A 21,335-nucleotide genomic window follows, 5' to 3' on the forward strand; every position below is an offset into this window, starting at 1 on the left:
ACGCCCATTTTCTTATTATCTGACTGAATTGATTAAACCGAGCATTTGATCTCCCATTGTGATCGTTCTGCTGTTCAGCTGATATGAACGCTGGGACGTAATCAAATCTGTCATTTGTTCTGAAATATCGACATTGGACATCTCAAGTGAGCCCTGCTGCATGCCAATGTTTTGTCTATTTGCGCCATTCAGCTCTTCAAAAGCTGCCGCATTATCAATAGAGAAAAGGTTATTCCCTTCCGATTTCAGCTCTTGAGGGTTATTCACTTGGACAACCCCAAGGTTAAACCGCTGAACCGCATTTCCGTTAGAGGCGGTTAACGTGCCGTTCTTATTGATGGTGATATTCTTCATTGAACTGTCGATGTTCACTGTATTGCCTTTTTCATCAAGAACCGGATACCCATTTCCAGTAACGAGCTGAAGCTGGTTGGCATTATTGGCTGAAGGCGTTAAATATAATGCTCCGTCTCTCGTATACTGGCGGTTTCCATTTACATTCACCTGAAGATATTGGTATGGTGACGTAAACGCGATATCAAGATCACGATCCGTCTTCTGAACGCTTCCTTGATCAGAGACAAGGCGTGAATTCATCATCGCTCCGACGCCAAGGCGCAAGCCGGGCGGCGTTTTTCGGGCTTTTGCCACTTCCTCGTTTTTTTCATCAACCTGATCGAATTGCTGTCTGACAAGCTCAGAAAAATTCGTATCTTTTGCCTTATAGCCGGTTGTGTTGCTGTTTGAAAGGTTGCTGCTGATTGTGTCAATCTGCTGCTGCAGCTGGTTTAAGGTTGTTGATGCTGTTAGCATTGACCTGAGCATGGTTCATGTCCCCCGTTTTTTTCTTCCGTTATCTTAAATTTTTCCGATTTCATTCGCTGCTTTATCCATACTTTTATCGTAAGCCTGAATAACCTTCTGATTCGCCTCAAACGATCTGTACGCTTCAGTCATTTCTGTATAGGCGCTTGTCACATCCACGTTTGAAAGCTCTGAGATGCCTTGTTTTAATGAATAGGATACTTGATTATTTCCAGCTGCGCTTGGCAGATCATTGCCGTCCGCCGTGCTGTACAAATCGTTTCCGTCCCGTTTCAGATTGCGGACATCTTCTGCCATTCTGACATCAATCTGGCCGGCTGTCCGTCCGTTTGTTGTCACAGTACCGTTTTCAGACACAGTGAAATTCTCATTATCAACAGTAATTGGCTGGCCATCCGTCGATAAAACAGGGCGTCCGTTGATCGTCAGCTGATTATTCTCATTTAATGAAAATGTGCTGCTTTTTGAATAACGGATTCCATCCGCTGTTTGAACCGGATAAAAAAGAGCCGCGTTTTCATTGGTTTCCGCATTGATCGGAACTTGATTTTCGACCAATGCAATGTCTGTAGGCTGTTCTGTAGACTTCAGGCTCCCCTGTGTAAGGAGTGGCTTAAGCTCCTGCATGTACACTCCCGTATTCACGGAACCGATTTCCGTCCTCGATGTTCCGGCCGGAGATTTTGATTCAATTCTGCTGAGCAGCATCTCAGGGAACGCTCGCATCGAGCCTTGATCAGCTTTATATCCTGATGTATTTGCGTTTGCAATGTTATTTGAAAGCATTTCCGTTCTTCTTTGCTGGGCAATCATTGCGGATGTTGCTGTATATAATCCTTTTAACAAATTTCCCACCTCTAAAAATGGCATTTTTTCCAGTTGTCATATAGGAACGTTTGTTCTATAATGGAAATCAGTATTTTATCCTATTATCGTCATTTAATATCTTTTCGTGAAGGCTTTTCATAAAAAAACCTCATTCTTTTTCAGAATGAGGTTTGTGAAATCAGCTTAGTTTGCGTTTAGGAAGCTTGTCCATATTATCAAGCATGACACCTGTGCCGATGGCTACGCAATCCATTGGATTTTCAGCAACGAGGACCGGTACCCTCAGCTCTTCGGCAAGCAGCTGGTCAAGACCGTTTAAGAGCGCGCCTCCGCCGGTAATAATAACGCCGCGGTCAATGATATCAGCAGAAAGTTCAGGCGGTGTTCTTTCAAGCACTTGTTTCGCAGCCTGAACAATAACAGCGACAGATTCACGAAGGGCTTCTTCAACTTCTTTACTGTTGACTGTAATTGTTCTTGGAAGACCGGAAACCATGTCCCGTCCGCGAATGGAAATTTCCTCGTGACGTGCGTCTGGGAAAACCGTTGCGACTTTAATCTTAATATCCTCCGCAGTACGTTCGCCGATCAGCAGCTTGTACTCGCGTTTGATATAATTTAAGATTTCCATGTCAAACTTGTCCCCAGCCATTTTAATAGAAGAGGAGGTGACAATATCGCCCATTGAAATAACCGCGATATCCGTCGTACCGCCTCCGATGTCTACAACCATGTTACCGCTTGGCTGGAATATTTCCATACCCGCGCCGATAGCGGCAACTTTAGGTTCTTCTTCAAGGTATACATGTTTCCCGCCGCTTTTTTCTGCAGCTTCTTTGATTGCTTTTTGCTCAACAGATGTAATATTCGTCGGGCAGCAAATGAGCATGCGCGGCTTTGAAAACAGGCCTTTTACATTTAGCTTGTTAATAAAATGTTTCAGCATTGCTTCTGTTACTTCAAAGTCAGCAATAACTCCGTCTTTCAGCGGGCGAATCGCAACAATATTCCCAGGTGTACGTCCAACCATTCGTCTTGCCTCTTCGCCAACCGCCAGCACTTTGCCGCTGTTTTTATCAAGTGCAACTACGGAAGGTTCATTCAGAACAATTCCTTTACCTTTAACATGGATCAGTACATTTGCAGTACCGAGGTCAATACCAATATCCCTTGCAAACATCTATTTATATCCTCCTTGAAAATCTGTTTCACAGTAAATATCCACATTGTGCCCTAATTATATATATTATCATAAAATATAGAAAAAAAGTTGGAAGCACATTAAGTTCTTTACAAATTTTTGCGGATGTTTTATGAACGATTTCAAGAAGACAACGCCAGGCGATTACGATTGCTGAACAGGCTCTCCCTCAAGTATTTCATCTTTTTTATATTTGAGTTTTGTCGCTTCTCCTCCTCTTAAATGCCTGATGGATTTATGATAATCGAGTATTTCTTTCACTTCGTTTGCCAAGTCGGGGTTAATTTCAGGCAGACGCTCTGTTAAATCCTTGTGTACTGTACTTTTGGAAACACCAAATTCCTTCGCAATGACACGAACGGTTTTCTTTGTCTCCACGATGTACTTCCCTATCTTGATTGTTCGCTCTTTGATGTAATCGTGCACACCACTCGACCTCCCTAAAATGGATGTGAGAAGTGTGAAATGAGATCCGTATTCTGTAAAGAGTCATTCATTATGCCGCTTCTTTGTTGTATGGTTTTAAAAGTAAGTTTGTGAAATATGCCCACGATCCCTCACCTCAAACACTCTCTTTGTTAGGTTTGTAACAGTGTATTAGCATTCTTTTGGGAATATGCTAAAAACTCAATAAGGACAAGGGGTGAAACGAACTTTTTCAGTGTCAGCAAACTATTTCGCGTCACTAAATTTTCATCTTTACATCTATTCATTGCTCCTGTAGAATGAAATAAGCAATTAGTTACTTAGGTAAGTTTTTTAGAAGGAGACAGACATGACCTACGTCAACAGACACCTCATTCATCAAATCAACCAAAGCGCCCGCCTGATTGCCAAGAAAGCCAATGAACAGCTGGAGCCATTCGGCCTTTATTCATCTCAATGGTCAGTTTTATATTGTTTGCGTACGATCGGACCAATGACTCAAAAAGAGATTTGGTCCTATTTAAATGTGGAAGCGCCGACTGTCACACGGACGATCAAACGCCTGGAGGAGAACGGCTGGGTCCAGAGACGGCAAGGTGAAGACAAACGGGAAAAACTTGTTGTCCTCACCAAAGAAGCCGAGAAAAAATACGAAGAAATCAATGTGAAAATGCTGAAATTCGAGGAAGAGCTGCTTGCAGATTTCCGGGATGAAGATAAAGAAGCTTTTTCTCATTTATTCCGCATGTTTTTACAACAATGATAATAAGGAAGTGACATACATTTGAAAAAAGCGGATGCGATATGGACCAAGGATTTTATTATGGTCCTGCTTGTCAATTTATTTGTGTTTGTGTTCTTTTATACATTTTTAACTGTATTGCCGATCTATACGCTGCAAGAGCTTGGCGGCACAGAATCACAAGGCGGGCTTTTAATCAGCCTGTTCCTTCTGTCTGCGATCATTACTCGGCCATTCTCCGGGGCCATTATTGAGCGTTTCGGGAAGAAAAGAATGGCGATTATATCGATGGCGTTATTCGCCCTATCATCTTTTCTGTATATGCCGATTCATAACTTTTCCCTGCTGCTCGGATTGCGGTTCTTCCAAGGGATTTGGTTCAGCATTTTAACGACTGTCACAGGTGCAATTGCCGCTGATATTATTCCAGCCAAACGGCGCGGTGAAGGGCTTGGATACTTTGCCATGTCTATGAACCTCGCTATGGCGATCGGGCCTTTCCTTGGCCTGAATTTGATGAGGGTGGTCAGCTTCCCTGTATTCTTTACAGCCTTTGCGCTGTTTATGGTTGCGGGCTTACTTGTTTCGTTCTTAATAAAAGTGCCGCAAAGTAAAGACAGCGGCACGACTGTATTCCGTTTTGCGTTCTCGGATATGTTCGAAAAAGGCGCACTCAAAATTGCGACGGTCGGTTTGTTTATTTCTTTCTGTTATTCAACTGTTACATCATATCTGTCTGTATTCGCCAAATCAGTTGATCTTTCGGATATCAGCGGATATTTCTTTGTTTGCTTTGCGGTGACAATGATGATTGCACGTCCGTTCACAGGGAAACTGTTCGACAAAGTCGGACCTGGCATTGTCATTTACCCATCAATCCTGATTTTCTCTGTGGGACTCTGCATGCTGTCCTTCACACACAGCGGCTTGATGCTTCTGCTTTCAGGAGCGGTTATCGGGCTTGGATACGGATCAATCGTTCCATGTATGCAAACATTGGCGATCCAGAAATCTCCGGCTCACCGCTCAGGTTTTGCAACGGCAACGTTCTTTACCTTCTTTGACAGCGGAATTGCTGTAGGATCTTATGTATTCGGATTGTTTGTAGCATCTGCCGGCTTCTCTGCCATTTATTTATCAGCGGGTCTGTTCGTTTTAATTGCTCTGCTTCTCTACACGTGGAGCCAGAGAAAACCTGCTGAGGCTGAAGGAAAAGTGTCTATTGCAGAATAAATTTCAGGCTGCCGGGAAATCCCCGGCAGTCTTTTTTGCATATTAAAAACGGTGCCCTCTTAGAGAACGCCGCCAGCCTGAGGCAGCTATGGTGCACCCTTTTTTCATGTCATCATAATTGAGATTCTTCAACACTAAATTAGCTTGTTAGAAACATATGTACTTTGAGAGAAAACACTTCTGACTCCTTCGTATTACTTCATTTCAGAATCGTGACAATTTGATTTTAGTTCAAACCAAACCAAATCCTGTAAATTATTTTATAAGTAATAGAACCAATAAGTGAAACGGTGAGTATTGATTTATTTAAATTCCTTTTTATTACACAATAGTATTTAAGGCCCTTTTAATAGAGTATCATTCCTCTTATAATTAAGATGTATTACAAAATTTGGGAATGGAGATGATTCACATGAAATTGAGAAGGACAATTACTGGAGTTGCTTTATCTTTAGGATTGCTTTTACCTGTTTCTGGACAAGCTCTTGCTATAAATGATTCAACGGATGGGGATATGCGTACGAAGGCTACTTCAATTGTAGATTGTTCTATAACTCCATTTAAAGGCGCAAGTAATAGATTATGTATGTATTCAGATAATGGCGCTTTTGCAAATAGTTTTGATCGTTTTGGTACTACATTTTACTTTAAAGGCAAAGCTGGAAATTATGCATATTATGAAAGTGCAAGTAGATAAGACAACGGGGGCTTTTAGCCCCTCAAACTGAGAGAACATCTCGACAAGAGCGCAGCTTTGCAGCATGGGTTTCGCTACGGCCGATTGAGGGGAAAACAAAACGTAAGTGGCAAGTTCTTCTCCCATCTGCATGTCAGAACATGAAAAAGTTCATTCATCATACATACGCTAAAAATAAAAAAATTGTGGAAAAACATGAGTTTCTCTATAATCTGACGGCGCTCTCTTAGAGAACGCCGCTTATAGCAATTATTCAATGACTTTCCGCGCAGGTGAATCAGGATCTAGCGTAAAGTCATACGACTCTTCATCACGATACATCGGATCGGCATAAATGGATTGCTGATCGTTATTTGTTGCTTTTCGATACGACGAAAACGAATCATATTCTTTCTTTTTCCACATCCATATTCCGTCTTGATCCGCTTCCTTGTGGTACACGTTATGATTGACCGTATTTCCTTCATTTTCTGTAAAATCGTTTCCGATAAATAACCTGGAATCACCGGCCGTCAAGATATTCTTTTCAATAGTGTTGTTTTTCGTATCGTACTGCAGCAGCAGCTGTCCGCCGTAAAGTCCCTTTGTGTCATTCCGGTACATAATATTGCGGGCAATCAGAGAATTGCTGGTGCCGCCCCGCTTTTTGTCATATCCTCCGATTGAAATACCGGTGTACGCATTGTTGTACACTTTGTTATTTGTGATCTGAATGGCATTTGCATACTTTCCTTTGTGTTCAGATGTTGCTTCAATCCCAATATCGTTATCGTAAACTGTGTTGTTCTTAATCTCGATACCGTTTCCGCCATCGACATAAATCCCGCCCGCTGAGTAGTCGTCCCCATAGGCAGGATTGCCGTAAGTCGAGTTTTGATAAACCGTATTGTTTTCTACGACACCGTTTCGCACGTAATCGTTTTTATCCGCGGTTCCCTCATAACCGATAAGATCGATCCCGATGTTGTTATTGTTGCGGACCACATTGCCTGCAACAGTAAAGCCGTCGATATTACCGTTCAGCACAACTGCTTCACTCGCTCCAAGCGTCAGATTCTCAACTGTATTGTCCTCGATTCGGATGTCCTTCATGCTGCCAGTCCCATAAACTGCGATTCCGTGAGCATTTCCTTCATCCGCTGTTGTCTTAATACCCTGGATATGATTATCCTTAATGGCGATATGACTGCTGGACCCTGACACATAAATCCCCATAGCAGTTGCTTCCTCAGATGAAACAGAAAGATCTTGAATCGTTAAACCGCTGATGGCAATGTCATGTTTATCGTGAATGCGAATCAGCGGTGTTTCATATTCAGCGTTCGCAACGGATTCACCGGTAATCACGACGTTTTCATTTTCATAGTTTCGGAACGTGATAGGCTTTCCGTTCGTACCGCTGTGCTTCACATCAAGGATTTCATGATACGTGCCCTCCCGAATCATGACGGTTGTGCCGGCAGCAGCCTTCTCAGATGCGTGTGCCAATGTACGAAACGGTTTTTCTTTTGTTCCTTCATTTTGATCACTGCCATTTGGCGAAACATATAGGCAGTCTTCATCTCTTTCCTCATTCGCTTTTGTCTTATCAAACACGAAAGCAAGGATGCCCAGCGCTAAAACACCTGCCAAAAGAATAAAATACCTTTTTCTCATTTTCGATTCCCATTTCGTTTTAGAATAGATTTCTAAAACCATTATAAATGCTCTATTTATGGAAAACCATTTCAAAAATATGAAAATATACCGTTTATATAGATCTTATTCAGCCTGGCGGACCTGTGCAGGTTCAACCGTTTCAATCGCCGACGATGCAGGCGGGTGAATACGCATCAGAACAATGTAGAAAAGAAAGGAGATCAGCACACCTACAAACCAAGAAATATCGTATAAGCTTTTTAATGCAGGAACATACATGCCAATCAGCGAAATCAGCGCGCCTAACATTGTGGCTGCGAACGCACGGTAATTGTAGCCCTTCCAATACACATACCGTCCTGTTTCGGAATACAAGTCATCTACCGAGAGCTCACGTTTGCGAATGATAAAATAATCGGCCATCATCACGCCTGCCACCGGTCCAAGCATGCCGCCTATTAAGCCGAGAAACGCATACACGCTTGTCGCACTCTCCATCAGCTTCCACGGAACCGTAAATAAAGCGAGCAACGCTGTGATAAAGCTGCCGCGTTTGAAATTAATATATTTCGGCAGGGCATTCGCTATATCATAAGCGGGCGATACGATGTTCGCCGCCACGTTTACAGAGATCGTGGCGATGCAGAGCGTGATGACGGACAAGACGATGACATAAGGGTTATCAAACTGCGCCAAAATATCGACAACATCCCAAATCGGTTCTCCGAACGCGACCTGCGAGCCGGAGGTCACCGTAATACTGGCGAAAGCGAACAGCGCGAATGTTCCCGGCAAACCGTAAAATTGCCCTTTGATTTGCTCCTTTTGCGTTTCAGCAAACCGTGTAAAATCAGGTATATTTAAAATTAATGTCGCCCAGATGCCGATGATGCCGGTCACTCCGGCAGCAAACGGCCAGAATGTTTCTGAGAACGTATGGAACTTTCCTGGCTGAGAGTATATCGGTCCCAATCCTCCGGCAATATCGACGGCCCACCATACCATGCCGCCAAATACCAGATACACTAAAGGCCCTGCCCATACCTCAAAACGTTTAATTGACTCCATGCCGTGATGCAATACGAGTAAATGAACGGCCCAAAAGAATACAAAAGAAAGCAAACCAGACAAGTGAAGGCCGAGAATGTTCCACTCGCCGCCAATTTCACCCCAGCCCGGCCACATATTCAAAAGCAAAATGTTCAGTGCCGTGCTGCCCGCAAAGGTCTGGATGCCAAGCCACATGATGGCTGTAAACGCCCTCAGAAGAGCGGGGATATTTGCGCCGTATATCCCGTAAGAAGCCCGGATGATCACTGGAAACGGCAGCCCGTATTTTGTCCCCACATGGCCGTTTAAGGCAAGAGCGCAAAATAAGATAAGCGATGCCGTAATAATGATCGCCAGCACCTGCCAAGGAGAAAGGCCGATCGCGATTAATCCTCCCACCGTCGCGTATGTCGGTATATTATGTATACATCCCATCCAAATGGACGCAAAGTTCATTGCTCTCCATGTCCGTTTTTCCTGCCCCAAAGGCACCAGATCTTCATTGCTCAACCTGTTGGATTGCTGCTGACTCTCTTTTAATTTCATAGCCGGCTCCCCTTTCGATATTGTCTGCTTTCCATTTCATGTACAGTTTTCTGACATTCGATGTCACTTAATATAACTGAAGAATCAGACAATAACATTGGCTATGATGTACAATTTTCTTATTTGTATTTGAACAGCCTAAACAAGAAAAAGAGACAGACCCTCAGAGCCCGTCTCTTTATTAAGATGCAGTTTTCATTAATGCAGCAAATCTCACAGCCATTAATAGGCTTGCTCCGCCCGTGATGATCATAATGATTCCCATCATATCAAAATGGGCTGCCGTGATTTCTTTACCAAAAAGAATGCCAAGGATCACCGAAGACAAAATCGATCCTAGGTAACGGCAGGTTTGAAACAGTCCGGAAGTCGTTCCTACCATGTTGGAAGGACTCGTTTTCAGCATTGCTGCCTGAAGCGCGACATTTCCCAGTCCGTAGCCTATGCCCAAGAGCGATAGAATGAGGCCTTTCCCGATGGTCTCGACATTGATAAAAAAGATGGTTAAGAGCACAGCTCCAGCCGTCATCAAAAGCGCTCCAGCAAAGATTGGCTTGACAACACCTGATCGGTCGATCCATTTGCCCGTAACAGGTGACACAATGATGCTCATTCCAGACATAAACAGCATAAACAGGCCGCTCGTTTGAACAGAAAGATGCATTTCATCCTGAAAATAACTTGGCAGACCAAAAAATAAACAATAGAAGAAAACATTCAGCAAAATAAATTGAACATATACAGCTGACAGGTTTCGCTGTGTTTTAAACAGACGGACATCAATGAAGGGCTTATCCGTTTTCAGCTCGCGCCAGACAAACGCACAGAGCAGAAGCAAGCCAAGCACACCTTCAACCGCATGCGGCGACGTGCTGAACGACAGCAGGAAGGATAGGAGAAAAATGATTCCCCCGGCAAATAAAACAATTCCAAGAATGTCGAGCTGCGAAATAATCGTTTTGATTCCTGCCCCTTTTTTCTGATCTTTAGGGAACATATACAGGCCCAAAAAGAAGCTGAGGATAATAAACGGCAAATTAACGATAAAGATCGCCGGCCAGCCGCCCCACACAATCAAAAATCCGCCGACTGTCGGCCCCAGCGCCGTCATGGCGGACGCAAAGATCGAAAGTACAGCCAGGGCTGAAGCTTGGCGCTCATGAATATGATTCCGAATCAATCCGACACCTGACGGATAAATCGCACTGCTCCCCACCGATTGAAACAGCCGCATGACCAATAATGTCATAAATGTTGGCGCAAACGGCGCTCCGATGGCTGAAACCGCTACAAGAATAAGCCCGAATAAAAACAAGCGTTTCCGCCCAATTAAATCACCGAGCTTTCCCGTTACAGGCTGCGCTACGGCACTTGCCAGGTAAAACGAGGAAATCAGCCAGGAAACCGTTGTAAACGAGAGGTGAAACTCATGCTGGATGCTATGGAGCGCGAGAGAAATCATAGACGAGTTCAGCGGATTCAGCATTGTTCCAGAAGCCACCGCTGTTAAAAAAACAGCCCGGCTTTTTTTCGATAACATCATTTCACTTGTTCCAGAAATTCTTCCGTTGTCCGCGATTTACCGATTCTCGGGAAAATAAAGCGCAGTGTGGCTTCATGCTCTTCATCGCTAAACGTGGACATGGCATCTGTAATAAAAATCTGCTGATAGCCAAGCTGAAAGGCCTCGCGCGCTGTACTTTCCACCCCAATGTTCGTTGCAATGCCGCACAATACAATCGTATCAATGCCGCGGCGTCTCAGCTGCAAGTCTAAATCCGTGCCAAAAAACGCACCCCACTGCCGTTTTGTCACCGTGTAATCTCCATCCTGCACACCGATTTCCGGAACAAATTCGGCCCAGTCCGCCGGCATCTCCCCTGAACCTTCCTGCGCGGGCTCATCCGTTTGCGGCTTCAGAGCGTCGGCTCCATCGTGAAAGGCTACATTTACAAAGCTGATGAACCCGTTCTGTTTCCGAAATTCATCTACAAGCTTTTTCGCATTCGGGACAACCTGGCCGCTTTGATCAATCGGCACAATTCCCTTTTGTAAATCAATGATCACCAATGCTGTTTTTTGAAAATCAATGTTGAGTGTATTCATCAACGTCTCCTCCTGATACTGTTAGTGTTTCTCACATCGCATATTTTACTCTTCACACTGCCTAAGTTCTTTTTTGATGCTTGTGAAATTCTCAGAAGGAGCGTTTTCTCATGATTTTTCTTTTATGTAATAGTAACAAGTTGTGCATACGAACAAACCGGCAAGCACTGTAATCATAAGGGGCGTCATCACTTCATCACCTGCCTGCCGTCTATCGGTTCCTGCCTGAAAATGCCTATGAATTTGCGGCGATCCACCCAAAGCAGGATGAGACACATAACCATTAATATCGTGCTAAGATCCTGCACGCCAATATCAAAACAATAGTTAATCAAGACGATGTTCACTATAATGGGCATAAAAATAACTGCCCCTAATGCAGCCGTTCGCGGAATCAGTAATAAAACAGCTGCTAGGATTTCACCAAAACCTATAAACAATTCATAGACATGAGAATAACCGAAAAATGTCCACGCGATGGTAAACCCCTTCCCGGCAGCCGCCTCGATTTCAGGCGTCACCTCGCCAAACTGGCCAATCACCACTTTCGCCAAACCATACACAAAAAAATTAAAGGCTAAAAACAATCGGAACGTCGCGGGAATCGACTTACATATCGCTCTCCTCAACCTGCCGCCTTTATTCATCATACATCCCCCTCAGTGTATTATTTGATTTAGTACACTTAATACAGTATAGAGCTTTCTAATCAATGTCAATTCCCTTTTCCGCTCATATGAACAGCTTCTTTTATAGATATAAAGTCTTATATCATAAAAAATGCTGTTCTCCTTTCTTTCCATCCCTCGATAACATTCACTCAAAAACCATGTTAGGAAATCTTACATGAAAATGTTTTATCGTTCTTTTTTCTCTATAATGAAGAACTATAATAATTGCTTTTTATTCTGAAAGATACGGAGGAATGAGACATGCAAATGGGCGATACAGTTTTTATGTTCTTTTGCGCTTTACTCGTGTGGCTGATGACCCCGGGATTAGCGTTATTTTATGGAGGGATGGTAAAAAGCAAAAATGTGCTGAGCACTGCCATGCACAGTTTCTCTTCCATTGCCATCGTTTCCATCGTTTGGGTGCTGTTCGGATATACACTTGCCTTCGCACCAGGCAATTCCATCATCGGCGGACTGGAGTGGGCAGGCCTCAAAGGGGTCGGATTTGATCCGGGAGATTACAGCGATACCATTCCCCACTCGTTATTCATGATGTTCCAAATGACGTTCGCTGTCCTGACTACAGCGATTATTTCCGGGGCTTTCGCAGAGCGGATGCGATTCGGCGCTTTTCTTTTATTCTCGGTTTTATGGTCCTCCTTGGTTTACACACCCGTAGCGCATTGGGTATGGGGCGGCGGCTGGATCGGCCAGCTTGGGGCGCTCGATTTCGCCGGCGGCAACGTTGTTCATATTTCCTCCGGTGTGGCAGGACTTGTTCTTGCTATTGTGCTAGGCAAACGGAAAGATGGCACAGCGTCTTCTCCGCATAACCTTATTTACACCTTCTTAGGAGGAGCCTTGATTTGGTTCGGCTGGTTCGGCTTTAACGTCGGCAGCGCTTTGACCTTAGATGGCGTGGCCATGTATGCCTTCATCAACACAAACACCGCGGCAGCAGCCGGAATTGCCGGCTGGATCTTAGTTGAGTGGATCATTAACAAAAAACCGACAATGCTCGGAGCAGTATCCGGCGCGATTGCCGGGCTTGTCGCCATTACGCCGGCAGCCGGATTTGTCACACCGTTTTCTTCCATTATTATTGGCATCATCGGCGGGGCCGTCTGTTTCTGGGGTGTATTCTCGCTGAAAAAGAAATTCGGATACGATGACGCGCTTGACGCCTTTGGCCTGCACGGGATCGGCGGGACATGGGGCGGAATCGCGACAGGATTATTCGCAACAACCTCTGTTAACTCAGCGGGAGCAAATGGGTTATTCTACGGTGACGCAAGCTTAATCTGGAAACAAATTCTCGCGATAGCCGCCACTTATGTTTTTGTATTTATTGTCACTTTCGTTATTATTAAATTTGTAAGCCTCTTCCTTCCCCTTCGTGCAACCGAAGAAGAAGAATCACTTGGGCTTGACTTAACGATGCACGGGGAAAAAGCATATCAAGATTCTATGTGAGGAGTGACGTTATGAGCGGTCAAATGTTCAAGGTAGAGATTGTAACGCGTCCGGCAAATTTTGAAAAGCTGAAGCAGGAACTCGGAAAAATCGGTGTCACCTCTCTCACCTTCTCCAATGTTCACGGCTGCGGCCTTCAAAAAGCACATACGGAGCTCTATCGAGGGGTAAAAATAGAAAGCAATGTATACGAGCGTCTAAAAATTGAAATCGTGGTCAGCAAGGTGCCTGTTGATCAAGTGACTGAGATCGCTAAAAGGGTGCTGAAAACAGGATCGCCGGGTGACGGTAAAATATTTGTCTATGAAATCAGCAATACGATCAACATCCGCACAGGCGAAGAAGGACCTGAAGCACTTTAATGGTTTAGAAGAGATCCGAAATTCCGGGGTCTCTTTTTTTGTCCCCCATAAACACTGCTCCCTCTTCGAATTCTCTTCAAGCGTCATTCTTTCTGACAAACTCTTTTTGATTTGAAACTTTTTATGAGTATAATGAGTCTATTATTAAAAATGTAAAAGGTGATTATTTGAACTACGAAATTTTTAAAGCCATCCATGGTCTATCTCATCACAATTCCGTTCTCGATTCTATTATGGTCTTCATCACGGAATATGCCATTGTCGCCTATGCCCTTATCCTATTGGCGATCTGGCTGTTCGGGAACACACAAAGCAGAAAAAATGTACTTTACGCAGGCATCACAGGAATTGCAGGTCTTGTGATCAACTATTTGATTACACTTGTTTATTTCGAACCGCGCCCGTTCGTTGCGCATACTGTGCATACATTGATACCGCATGCTGCGGATGCTTCATTTCCAAGTGACCATACGACAGGTGCATTAGCGATTTCTATCGCGATGCTTTTCAGAAACCGTAAAATCGGCTGGCCGCTTGTCATTTTCGGGCTTTTGACAGGCTTTTCGAGAATTTGGGTGGGACATCACTATCCGGTAGATGTATTAGGCAGCCTCGTTGTCGCCATCATTATCGGGTTCCTATTCTTTAGATTTTCAGAACTGCTTCGCCCGTTCGTCGATTTGGTCGTGAGGATCTATGAAGCCATGATCAATAAACTGACGAAAAAACCAACCGATCAAAATTTCTAAAAAGACAAAAGCCGGCGTCTTTAACCAAGACAGCCGGCTTTAATATTTTTCATACATCTCTTGTTTTCTCCGCTTCGCCAACACATATAATCCATAAAACAATCCAATTCCAACAGCATCGATGAGCACATCTCGAATGCATCCATTCCTGCTGAAGAAGAGCTGAAGAACTTCTGTGAAAAAAGCAAACGCGAATGAGCCAACTGCTGCTGATCTTATGCTGCCCCGCTGTTTCCACAGCAAATAAGTCAGCACAAAGAAGGAAAACGCGTGCCCGATTTTTTGAATACACGCTTCAGGTACAGTAAGCTCAGTAAAATCCATAACGAAAAATTGAGACAGGTCAGGGTGCGGCTGAAAATGAAAAGCCACCGTTTGCGATACGACCATACCACTGAAGCTTTCCGTACAAACAGAAAGCAGGATAAAAAAGATCCAGCCTGCGAGCAATAGGCGGTTCATGACATAACCTCCTTTATAGTCTACGTGCTTATGTGTAACTACATAGACGATTAAATAAAGCAGAAAGTAACAAAAAAAACGCCCATCACACGGATAGACGTTTTCTAGATTAAGACTGTTCAGTGTCTTCTGTTGTGCTGCTTTCTTTAGAACCAGATTTGTCAGTTGAATCGTCCTTTTTCTCACCGGACTTTTCTTCTGTTCCTTTTTCAGTTGATCCATCCTTTTTTTCGGAAGATTGCTGAATGGATTCTTCTGTTTCTTGTGTGGCAGCTTTTTCTTCAGCAGCTGCTGCTTTTTCAATAGAAGAAACCGGCTTGTCCATAAAGTTTAACGGATTCATTGCGACTCCATCTTTACGGATTTCAAAGTGCACGTGGTTTCCGCTGTCTTCACTGTAAAGGTTCTTGCCAGATTTTCCGATCACTTGGTTTTGTTTTACTTTGTCACCTTGCTCAACACTTGCTTCAGAAAGGGATTGATACACAGTCGACAAACCGTCGGCATGTTCAACTTCCACAACATATCCCAGCACTGGATCTTTTTCAGCTTTGACAACCGTACCGCTCAGAGAAGCAGAAACATCGAAATCTTTTCCGTCTTTCTCAGCTAAGTCAATTCCTTTGCTTAGGCTGTACGTGTTATTATAGGTAACGAGTGCTGCTTCTTTCTCTTCTTTTGCGGCATCGGTTTCATAGAACTTTTTCACAACAGAAACGTTTTCAGAATCAACAACCGGCATTGCGACATTTTCCATTGACTTTCCTACTTCAACTGCATCGTCGTTGTTGTCATATGCAGAGTTTCCGCCGTTATCAGCTAACTGATCCTTTACCTCATCATTTGATACTGATTGATACCAAAGGACAGCTGTTAAAATGACGGCCGCACTGACTAAGTAAATTGCAGGGAACACCCAGCGTTTACGAAAAAACTGCTGAAGTTTTTTGACTTGAGAAGTTTTCTTTTCTTCCTCTCTCATTGTTTCATCACCTCAGCAACATTCTGAACACTTTTCTGAAAATATATACACCTATCCAAAAAAACTTTTTTTAGATGTAGTTTGCGCAGACTAATACGAAAATATGTCATTTTTTTGAGAGGAGTGCCAAATACGCATGAACATGACATTGCGTCTTGCTGAACATAAAGATCTGGAGGCTGTTGTTGCGATTTATAATTCAACGATTGCTTCTCGAATGGTAACAGCCGATACCGAACCGGTAACTCCTGAAGATCGGATGGAATGGTTTTTGGGACATACAGAGTCACGTCCGCTCTATGTTGCCGAGGACGAAAACGGAAACGTCGCTGCCTGGATCAGTTTTGAAACATTTTATGGAAGGCCGGCCTATAATAAAACAGCGGAGGTCAGCATATACATTGACGAAGCATGCCGCGGCAAAGGTGTTGGATCATTTTTGCTTCAGGAAGCGCTCCGCATTGCGCCGGATCTTGGCATCCGCTCACTTATGGCCTTCATTTTCGGACATAATAAACCAAGCCTGAAGCTGTTTGAGAAGCACGGGTTTGCAGAATGGGGACTATTCCCCGGCATCGCCGAAATGGACGGGAAAAGATACGATTTAAAAATTTTAGGGAGAGAGCTGTCATGATTAGTTTGGATAAAGATGAAAACGAAATGGAAAATCATAATGAGGAAAACAGCCCCGTTGAGCAGGAGACTGCGCCTGCGGAAAATGAGAGCCGCCAGCTGAGCGCCTCTGCTGTCAAGTCTCTATCCGCCATTGCCAAGTGGGGCAAAATTTCCGGCATCTTGTTCATTATTATGGGATCGCTTGTTACTCTGTCTGCTTTAATGACAGTGATTGGCGCCATTCCGGGCGTACTGCTCATTATTTCAGGCGTATTTTTAATGCGCTCGGCAAAAGCAGCCGCTGAAGCCGAAGGAAATTTAGCCGGCAGCGCTGGCGAAAGCATGCTTGAAAATTACGCGACATTTATTAAAATGCAGCTGTTTTACGCAGCATCCAGTATCGTCACCTGCCTGATCGGAATCATTGTAGCCATTTTCGTGCTGGTGATAATCGGCATTGCTGCTTTTGAAAATACCCCTTCGTATGATGATCCGGATTCTTACTATTATGAGGACGATCCGGTGTTTGAATAATGATGAAGCAGGACAGGGCATGAGTTCCGGATCAAATGGAACCATGCCTTTTTTATTTGTCGATTTCCGTAAAATTGTCAATCAAAGCAGGCTGGCGTAAACACCAAGTATTGAAGCAAGCATACAATCTATTAAAATGACTCGGTCTTTCAACTCGCAGGTTTGTCTCAATAAACATAAGGGAGTGGGACATTTGGAAAATAACAGCCCTTCGGAAAAAGTAAAAGTGATAGCTGAAATCGCAAACGCCCATCAAGGAAAAGAGGAGAACCTCAGAGCACTCATCAAGGCTGCCGCTGAAAGCGGAGCAGATGGTGTGAAATTTCAGTGGTTTAAATATGACTGTATTGCAACACCTTGTTTTTTTGCTTACGAGTCGTATATCGAGCTGTTTTTGAATGAAGACGTATGGAAAAATTGTGTCGCATATGGAAAAAGGCTTGGATTAGAAATATGGGTGGATATTTTCGATTCATGGGGAGCAGAGCTTTTTTCGCACCTGCAGCGTGACATTGATGGCATTAAGCTTCCAACAACCATCCTTCAATCCACGGAGATCATGAAAACGATAGGTATGACTGAGAAGCCTGTGCTCATCGGAGTTGGGGGGTGGTATGAAGAAGAGATCGATCAGTTGATGCCGCTAGTAAAACAACATATGGACAATCAGCTCATACTCATGCACGGATTCCAAGGATATCCGACAACATTAGAGGATATTAACCTAAAACGGGTTCAATATCTAAAAGAAAGATACCAGGTTCAAATTGGATTTGCAGATCACATTGACGCAGATCATCCGCTTGCAGCCGACCTTCCTGTCTATGCGTTTTTCTCAGGGGCCTCTGTTATTGAAAAACATATAACCCTAAACCGGGCAGCTAAAGGGTTTGATTATTATTCTTCACTAGAGCCAAACGAATTCAAACTAATGACGGAAAAGCTCAAGCAGGCCCAAATTGCAGCGGGGTCAACTGAAGTAAATGAATCTGAAAGAAAGTATTTGCATGATTCCACATTACGTGTGATTGCCAATCGGGATATAAAAAAAGGAGAAATAATAACACTGGAAAAAACGAGTTACAAAAGATGCGGAAATGAGAATGCACTGATGCCTTTACAAGCCGAAGACACTTTTCCTCAAGTCGCAACTGCTGATTTATCGTTAAACCAGCCAATTACACCCAACGATATTAAAGATCCAAGAATTACGATTGCGGTAATATGCCGGTTAAAATCGACCCGTTTGCCAAAAAAAGCACTGCTCCCGATTTATGGAATTCCTTCTGTCGAGCGCTGTTTAATCAATTGTCTGGCTGTCCCTTCTGTTGACGAAGTTGTGTTGGCAACATCTAATCTTCCTGATGACGATCCGCTTGAAGCTTTCACTCTAAATGGAAAGGTCAGAATCGTAAGAGGCTCCCCCGAAAATGTGGCAGAAAGAATGCTTGAAGCCGCGGCGTTAACAAAAGCCGATATCATTATCCGGGTGACCGGCGATTGTCCAGCGGTTTCACCTGAAGTGCTTCAATATTTAATTGAACAGCACTTGCAAAAAGGAGCAGATTATACACAGGAACTTTCAAGTTCAGCAGGAATTTCCGGGAATATTATTACAGTTGAAGCTCTTCAGCGGCTTGTGCAGCAGCCAAAACCGTTAACCCATACAGAATATCTTTCTTTTTATTTTGTAAACAATCCTTCCCTATTTACCATCAATCAAGTAAGCCTGCCGAAAGAACTCCATTATCCATCTTGGCGTTTAACCCTAGATGAACCTAAAGACTTAGAATTGTTTGAACAAATATATCAAAACCTGGATGTTAAAAACGAACCGCTCTATTTCAGCCGGATAAGAGATTATTTAACAGAAAACCGGCACATTTCAAAGATAAATCAAGATGTGTCGACCAAATGGATCGACCAGGCATCACTAGTAGAGGAAATCAATAAAGCAACGCTGTTACCCAAAAATAAATAACAACTCTTGTCCGTATTCCAAGTCATACAAAAAAAACACCCGATTGTAAAATCCAACAATCCGGGTGCAGCTTTTATTCATACATTTTCTTGCGTCTGTCTTCCTCAGTCAAAAATTCAACAAAACTCCGCATCGCAAACGGTTCTTCCTTTATCTGTCGTGCGTAGGAGTTTTTCCGTTCTTCTGAAAGGATGTCGCTCTTTTTGATCCTGTTCAGCATATAGATGTGAACCGTTTTTTGGATTTGTTTGTGCTGATAGCCTGCCTCTTTAAAAAACGCCAGCCCGAGCGCCGCCAAAAGAGCGAATATGCCCGCACTGATCAGGGATCCCCTGTCAGCTGAAGCGTGAAATAGAAAAGCAGCTAAATTAAAGAGAGAGAATGCAGCAAGCGGAATAGCAAGAAAACGGTAAATGACGGTTTTTTTCATGAAAGGCTGTACAGCCTTTTGAATTTTTTGCATTTCTGTTTTGATGAACCCCGGCATTTGTTCGACTCTGTAAAAGTTCATGTTATCCTCCCCCTTTATTTGTTGTTGCAAGGCTTCACGAACGTTATCATATGTGTTTATTTTAACGCAGGTGCAAGCCGGTTTTAAAGAAATCTGCCCGTATTTTTCACGAAGAATCTGGATCGCCGCTCTTTATTCTTTTAAAATGTGAGTGTTATAATTTGTAATGGGAATCAGATTACTGTTATTCATGGAATACTAATGGCAATCTTCTTGATAAATATGAATGAGCGGGGTTACAAAGTGAGTATTTCTTCCATCCTTTTATCACTTTTTTTCATTTTAAATATTCTTTTGGCGATCGTTGTCATCTTCAAAGAACGGCGCGATGCCAGCGCATCTTGGGCGTGGCTGCTTGTTCTTTTCTTTATTCCCGTTTTAGGCTTTATTTTATACCTATTATTCGGCCATAATCTTAGACGCAAGCATTTGTTTCAATGGGAAGACCGAAAAAAGATTGGAATCGAAAGGCTGCTGAAGCATCAGCTTGAAGATTTAGAAACTAAGCAATTCCAGTTCAACAACCGGGCAACGTTTGATAACAAAGATTTAATTTATATGCTGATTATGAATAACCATGCTGTGTTTACAGAGGATAATTCAGTTGACGTCATTACAGATGGACGGGATAAATTTCAGCGGCTGCTGAGTGACATTTCAAAGGCTAAGGATCATATCCATTTACAGTATTATATTTATAAAGGCGATGAATTAGGCAAAAAATTGCGGGACGCTCTCATCCAAAAGGCGAAAGAAGGTGTTCAGGTCAGAGTGCTTTATGATGAACTCGGGTCCAGAACGCTGAGAAAAAAGTTTTTTAAAGAGCTTCGCGAGGCTGGCGGGCATGTGGAGGTCTTTTTCCCGTCAAAGCTCAGGCCGATTAACCTGCGGCTGAATTACCGGAACCATCGAAAGCTTGTGATCATAGACGGTATGACCGGGTATGTCGGAGGCTTTAACGTCGGAGATGAGTATCTGGGGCTTAATCCGAAATTCGGTTATTGGCGGGATACGCATATCCGGCTGCAAGGAACGGCCGTGCACGCCATCCAAACACGATTCATCCTTGACTGGAACCAAGCTTCTCATCACCATACGCTGACATATATTCCAAATCACTTTCCTGATTACGGCCCAAAAGGCAACGTCGGGATGCAGATTGTCACAAGCGGCCCTGATTCGGAATGGGAACAAATTAAAAATGGCTACATCAAAATGATTTCAAACGCCAAGCGTTCCATTTTGATTCAAACACCTTATTTTATCCCAGATGCAAGCCTGTTGGATGCTTTAAGGATCGCTTGCCTTTCGGGCATTGACGTTAACATTATGATTCCGAACAAGCCTGATCATGCCTTTGTATACTGGGCAACACTTTCGTATATCGGCGATCTGCTGAAAGCCGGAGCCACTGTCTATATTTACGATAACGGCTTTATTCACGCGAAAACCATCGTGGTGGATGACGAAATCGCTTCAGTCGGCACAGCGAACATTGATGTCCGAAGCTTCAGGCTGAATTTTGAGGTTAATGCATTTATATACGATATCACCATTGCTAAAAAACTGGTTTCGACTTTTAAAGAAGATTTGCTAGTATCCAGAAAATTCACCTATGAGGAGTATCTGCAGCGCCCGTTGTGGATTCGAATAAAAGAATCCGTCTCGCGGCTGTTGTCGCCGATCTTATAAGATGCGCC

The 21,335-nt window shown here is 43.5% G+C and carries 23 protein-coding genes; 10 read left to right on the plus strand and 13 right to left on the minus strand.

The window, feature by feature from the left end; all coding sequences use genetic code 11:
• Positions 1-15 precede the first annotated feature (15 nt).
• From flhP to MY9_RS21345, 5 genes are all read right to left on the minus strand, one after another.
• On the minus strand, positions 16-825 hold the full coding sequence (flhP, locus tag MY9_RS18390; RefSeq protein WP_014665666.1) for a flagellar hook-basal body complex protein FlhP: 810 nt from the start codon (positions 823-825) through the stop codon (positions 16-18).
• Between the two features lie 33 nt (positions 826-858).
• On the minus strand, positions 859-1,671 hold the full coding sequence (flhO, locus tag MY9_RS18395) for a flagellar hook-basal body complex protein FlhO (RefSeq protein ID WP_014665667.1): 813 nt from the start codon (positions 1,669-1,671) through the stop codon (positions 859-861).
• Between the two features lie 160 nt (positions 1,672-1,831).
• Positions 1,832-2,833: a cell shape-determining protein Mbl gene (gene mbl / locus MY9_RS18400; protein ID WP_014665668.1), complete on the minus strand. Its 1,002-nt coding sequence runs from the start codon at positions 2,831-2,833 to the stop codon at positions 1,832-1,834.
• Between the two features lie 165 nt (positions 2,834-2,998).
• Positions 2,999-3,280, minus strand: a complete 282-nt coding sequence (gene spoIIID / locus MY9_RS18405) for a sporulation transcriptional regulator SpoIIID (protein ID WP_003221804.1) — start codon at positions 3,278-3,280, stop codon at positions 2,999-3,001.
• 14 nt (positions 3,281-3,294) lie between these two features.
• Positions 3,295-3,405, minus strand: coding sequence for a protein usd (locus MY9_RS21345; protein ID WP_080478284.1), 111 nt, complete (start codon positions 3,403-3,405; stop codon positions 3,295-3,297).
• Between the two features lie 224 nt (positions 3,406-3,629).
• Here MY9_RS21345 and MY9_RS18410 point away from each other — a divergent pair, with 224 nt between their 5' ends.
• The 3 genes from MY9_RS18410 to MY9_RS18420 all read left to right on the plus strand — a co-directional run bounded on the left by MY9_RS18410 (position 3,630) and on the right by MY9_RS18420 (position 5,952).
• Positions 3,630-4,043, plus strand: coding sequence for a MarR family winged helix-turn-helix transcriptional regulator (locus MY9_RS18410; protein ID WP_003235672.1), 414 nt, complete (start codon positions 3,630-3,632; stop codon positions 4,041-4,043).
• Between the two features lie 21 nt (positions 4,044-4,064).
• Positions 4,065-5,255: an MFS transporter gene (locus MY9_RS18415; RefSeq protein ID WP_014665669.1), complete on the plus strand. Its 1,191-nt coding sequence runs from the start codon at positions 4,065-4,067 to the stop codon at positions 5,253-5,255.
• Between the two features lie 412 nt (positions 5,256-5,667).
• Positions 5,668-5,952, plus strand: coding sequence for an LCI fold-containing protein (locus MY9_RS18420; protein WP_041521437.1), 285 nt, complete (start codon positions 5,668-5,670; stop codon positions 5,950-5,952).
• Positions 5,953-6,201: 249 nt separating this feature from the next.
• Here MY9_RS18420 and MY9_RS18425 read toward each other — a convergent pair whose 3' ends face one another.
• From MY9_RS18425 to MY9_RS18445, 5 genes are all read right to left on the minus strand, one after another.
• Entirely contained in the window at positions 6,202-7,608 is a 1,407-nt protein-coding gene (locus tag MY9_RS18425) for a right-handed parallel beta-helix repeat-containing protein (RefSeq protein WP_041521540.1), read from the minus strand.
• 105 nt (positions 7,609-7,713) lie between these two features.
• The gene (gene pucI, locus MY9_RS18430) at positions 7,714-9,186 is read right to left on the minus strand and encodes an allantoin permease (RefSeq protein ID WP_014665672.1); all 1,473 of its coding nucleotides are present in this window, start codon (positions 9,184-9,186) and stop codon (positions 7,714-7,716) included.
• Between the two features lie 181 nt (positions 9,187-9,367).
• The gene (locus MY9_RS18435) at positions 9,368-10,726 is read right to left on the minus strand and encodes an MFS transporter (RefSeq protein ID WP_014665674.1); all 1,359 of its coding nucleotides are present in this window, start codon (positions 10,724-10,726) and stop codon (positions 9,368-9,370) included.
• Positions 10,726-11,295 carry a hydrolase gene (locus MY9_RS18440; RefSeq protein WP_081483648.1) on the minus strand — a complete coding sequence of 190 codons (570 nt, stop codon included), beginning with the start codon at positions 11,293-11,295 and terminating at the stop codon, positions 10,726-10,728. The genes MY9_RS18435 and MY9_RS18440 overlap by 1 nt, the downstream gene beginning before the upstream one ends.
• A 185-nt stretch (positions 11,296-11,480) precedes the next feature.
• Entirely contained in the window at positions 11,481-11,942 is a 462-nt protein-coding gene (locus tag MY9_RS18445) for a hypothetical protein (RefSeq protein ID WP_014665676.1), read from the minus strand.
• A gap of 282 nt (positions 11,943-12,224) precedes the next feature.
• On the opposite strand from MY9_RS18445, the gene amtB reads away from it, so the two are divergent.
• The 3 genes from amtB (at position 12,225) to bcrC (ending at position 14,550) form a co-directional block, all read left to right on the plus strand.
• Entirely contained in the window at positions 12,225-13,439 is a 1,215-nt protein-coding gene (gene amtB / locus MY9_RS18450) for an ammonium transporter AmtB (RefSeq protein WP_014665677.1), read from the plus strand.
• 11 nt (positions 13,440-13,450) lie between these two features.
• Positions 13,451-13,801, plus strand: coding sequence for a P-II family nitrogen regulator (locus MY9_RS18455; RefSeq protein WP_014665678.1), 351 nt, complete (start codon positions 13,451-13,453; stop codon positions 13,799-13,801).
• A 167-nt stretch (positions 13,802-13,968) separates the two neighbouring features.
• Positions 13,969-14,550 (plus strand): undecaprenyl-diphosphate phosphatase BcrC, encoded by a 582-nt coding sequence (gene bcrC, locus MY9_RS18460; RefSeq protein ID WP_014665679.1) that lies wholly within the window; start codon positions 13,969-13,971, stop codon positions 14,548-14,550.
• A gap of 39 nt (positions 14,551-14,589) precedes the next feature.
• On the opposite strand, the gene MY9_RS18465 is transcribed toward bcrC, so the two are convergent.
• A complete protein-coding gene (locus MY9_RS18465; protein WP_014665680.1) occupies positions 14,590-15,012 on the minus strand; it encodes a VanZ family protein in 423 nt (140 codons plus the stop codon).
• A 109-nt stretch (positions 15,013-15,121) separates the two neighbouring features.
• Positions 15,122-15,994 (minus strand): stage II sporulation protein spoIIQ, encoded by an 873-nt coding sequence (gene spoIIQ / locus MY9_RS18470; RefSeq protein WP_014665681.1) that lies wholly within the window; start codon positions 15,992-15,994, stop codon positions 15,122-15,124.
• Between the two features lie 142 nt (positions 15,995-16,136).
• On the opposite strand from spoIIQ, the gene MY9_RS18475 reads away from it, so the two are divergent.
• The 3 genes from MY9_RS18475 to MY9_RS21350 all read left to right on the plus strand — a co-directional run bounded on the left by MY9_RS18475 (position 16,137) and on the right by MY9_RS21350 (position 19,124).
• On the plus strand, positions 16,137-16,628 hold the full coding sequence (locus tag MY9_RS18475; protein WP_080488051.1) for a GNAT family N-acetyltransferase: 492 nt from the start codon (positions 16,137-16,139) through the stop codon (positions 16,626-16,628).
• Complete coding sequence (locus MY9_RS18480) at positions 16,625-17,143, plus strand: DUF5362 family protein (protein WP_014665683.1); 519 nt, start codon at positions 16,625-16,627, stop codon at positions 17,141-17,143. Before MY9_RS18475 ends, MY9_RS18480 begins: the two co-directional genes overlap by 4 nt.
• A gap of 193 nt (positions 17,144-17,336) precedes the next feature.
• The gene (locus MY9_RS21350) at positions 17,337-19,124 is read left to right on the plus strand and encodes an N-acetylneuraminate synthase family protein (RefSeq protein ID WP_081483649.1); all 1,788 of its coding nucleotides are present in this window, start codon (positions 17,337-17,339) and stop codon (positions 19,122-19,124) included.
• A 73-nt stretch (positions 19,125-19,197) separates the two neighbouring features.
• On the opposite strand, the gene MY9_RS18490 is transcribed toward MY9_RS21350, so the two are convergent.
• A complete protein-coding gene (locus MY9_RS18490) occupies positions 19,198-19,635 on the minus strand; it encodes a DUF5392 family protein (RefSeq protein ID WP_014665686.1) in 438 nt (145 codons plus the stop codon).
• Between the two features lie 243 nt (positions 19,636-19,878).
• On the opposite strand from MY9_RS18490, the gene cls reads away from it, so the two are divergent.
• Positions 19,879-21,327, plus strand: a complete 1,449-nt coding sequence (cls, locus tag MY9_RS18495; RefSeq protein WP_014665687.1) for a cardiolipin synthase — start codon at positions 19,879-19,881, stop codon at positions 21,325-21,327.
• Positions 21,328-21,335 lie beyond the last annotated feature (8 nt).

The organism is Bacillus sp. JS, assembly GCF_000259365.1.
Classification (GTDB): Bacteria; Bacillota; Bacilli; order Bacillales; family Bacillaceae; genus Bacillus; species Bacillus stercoris.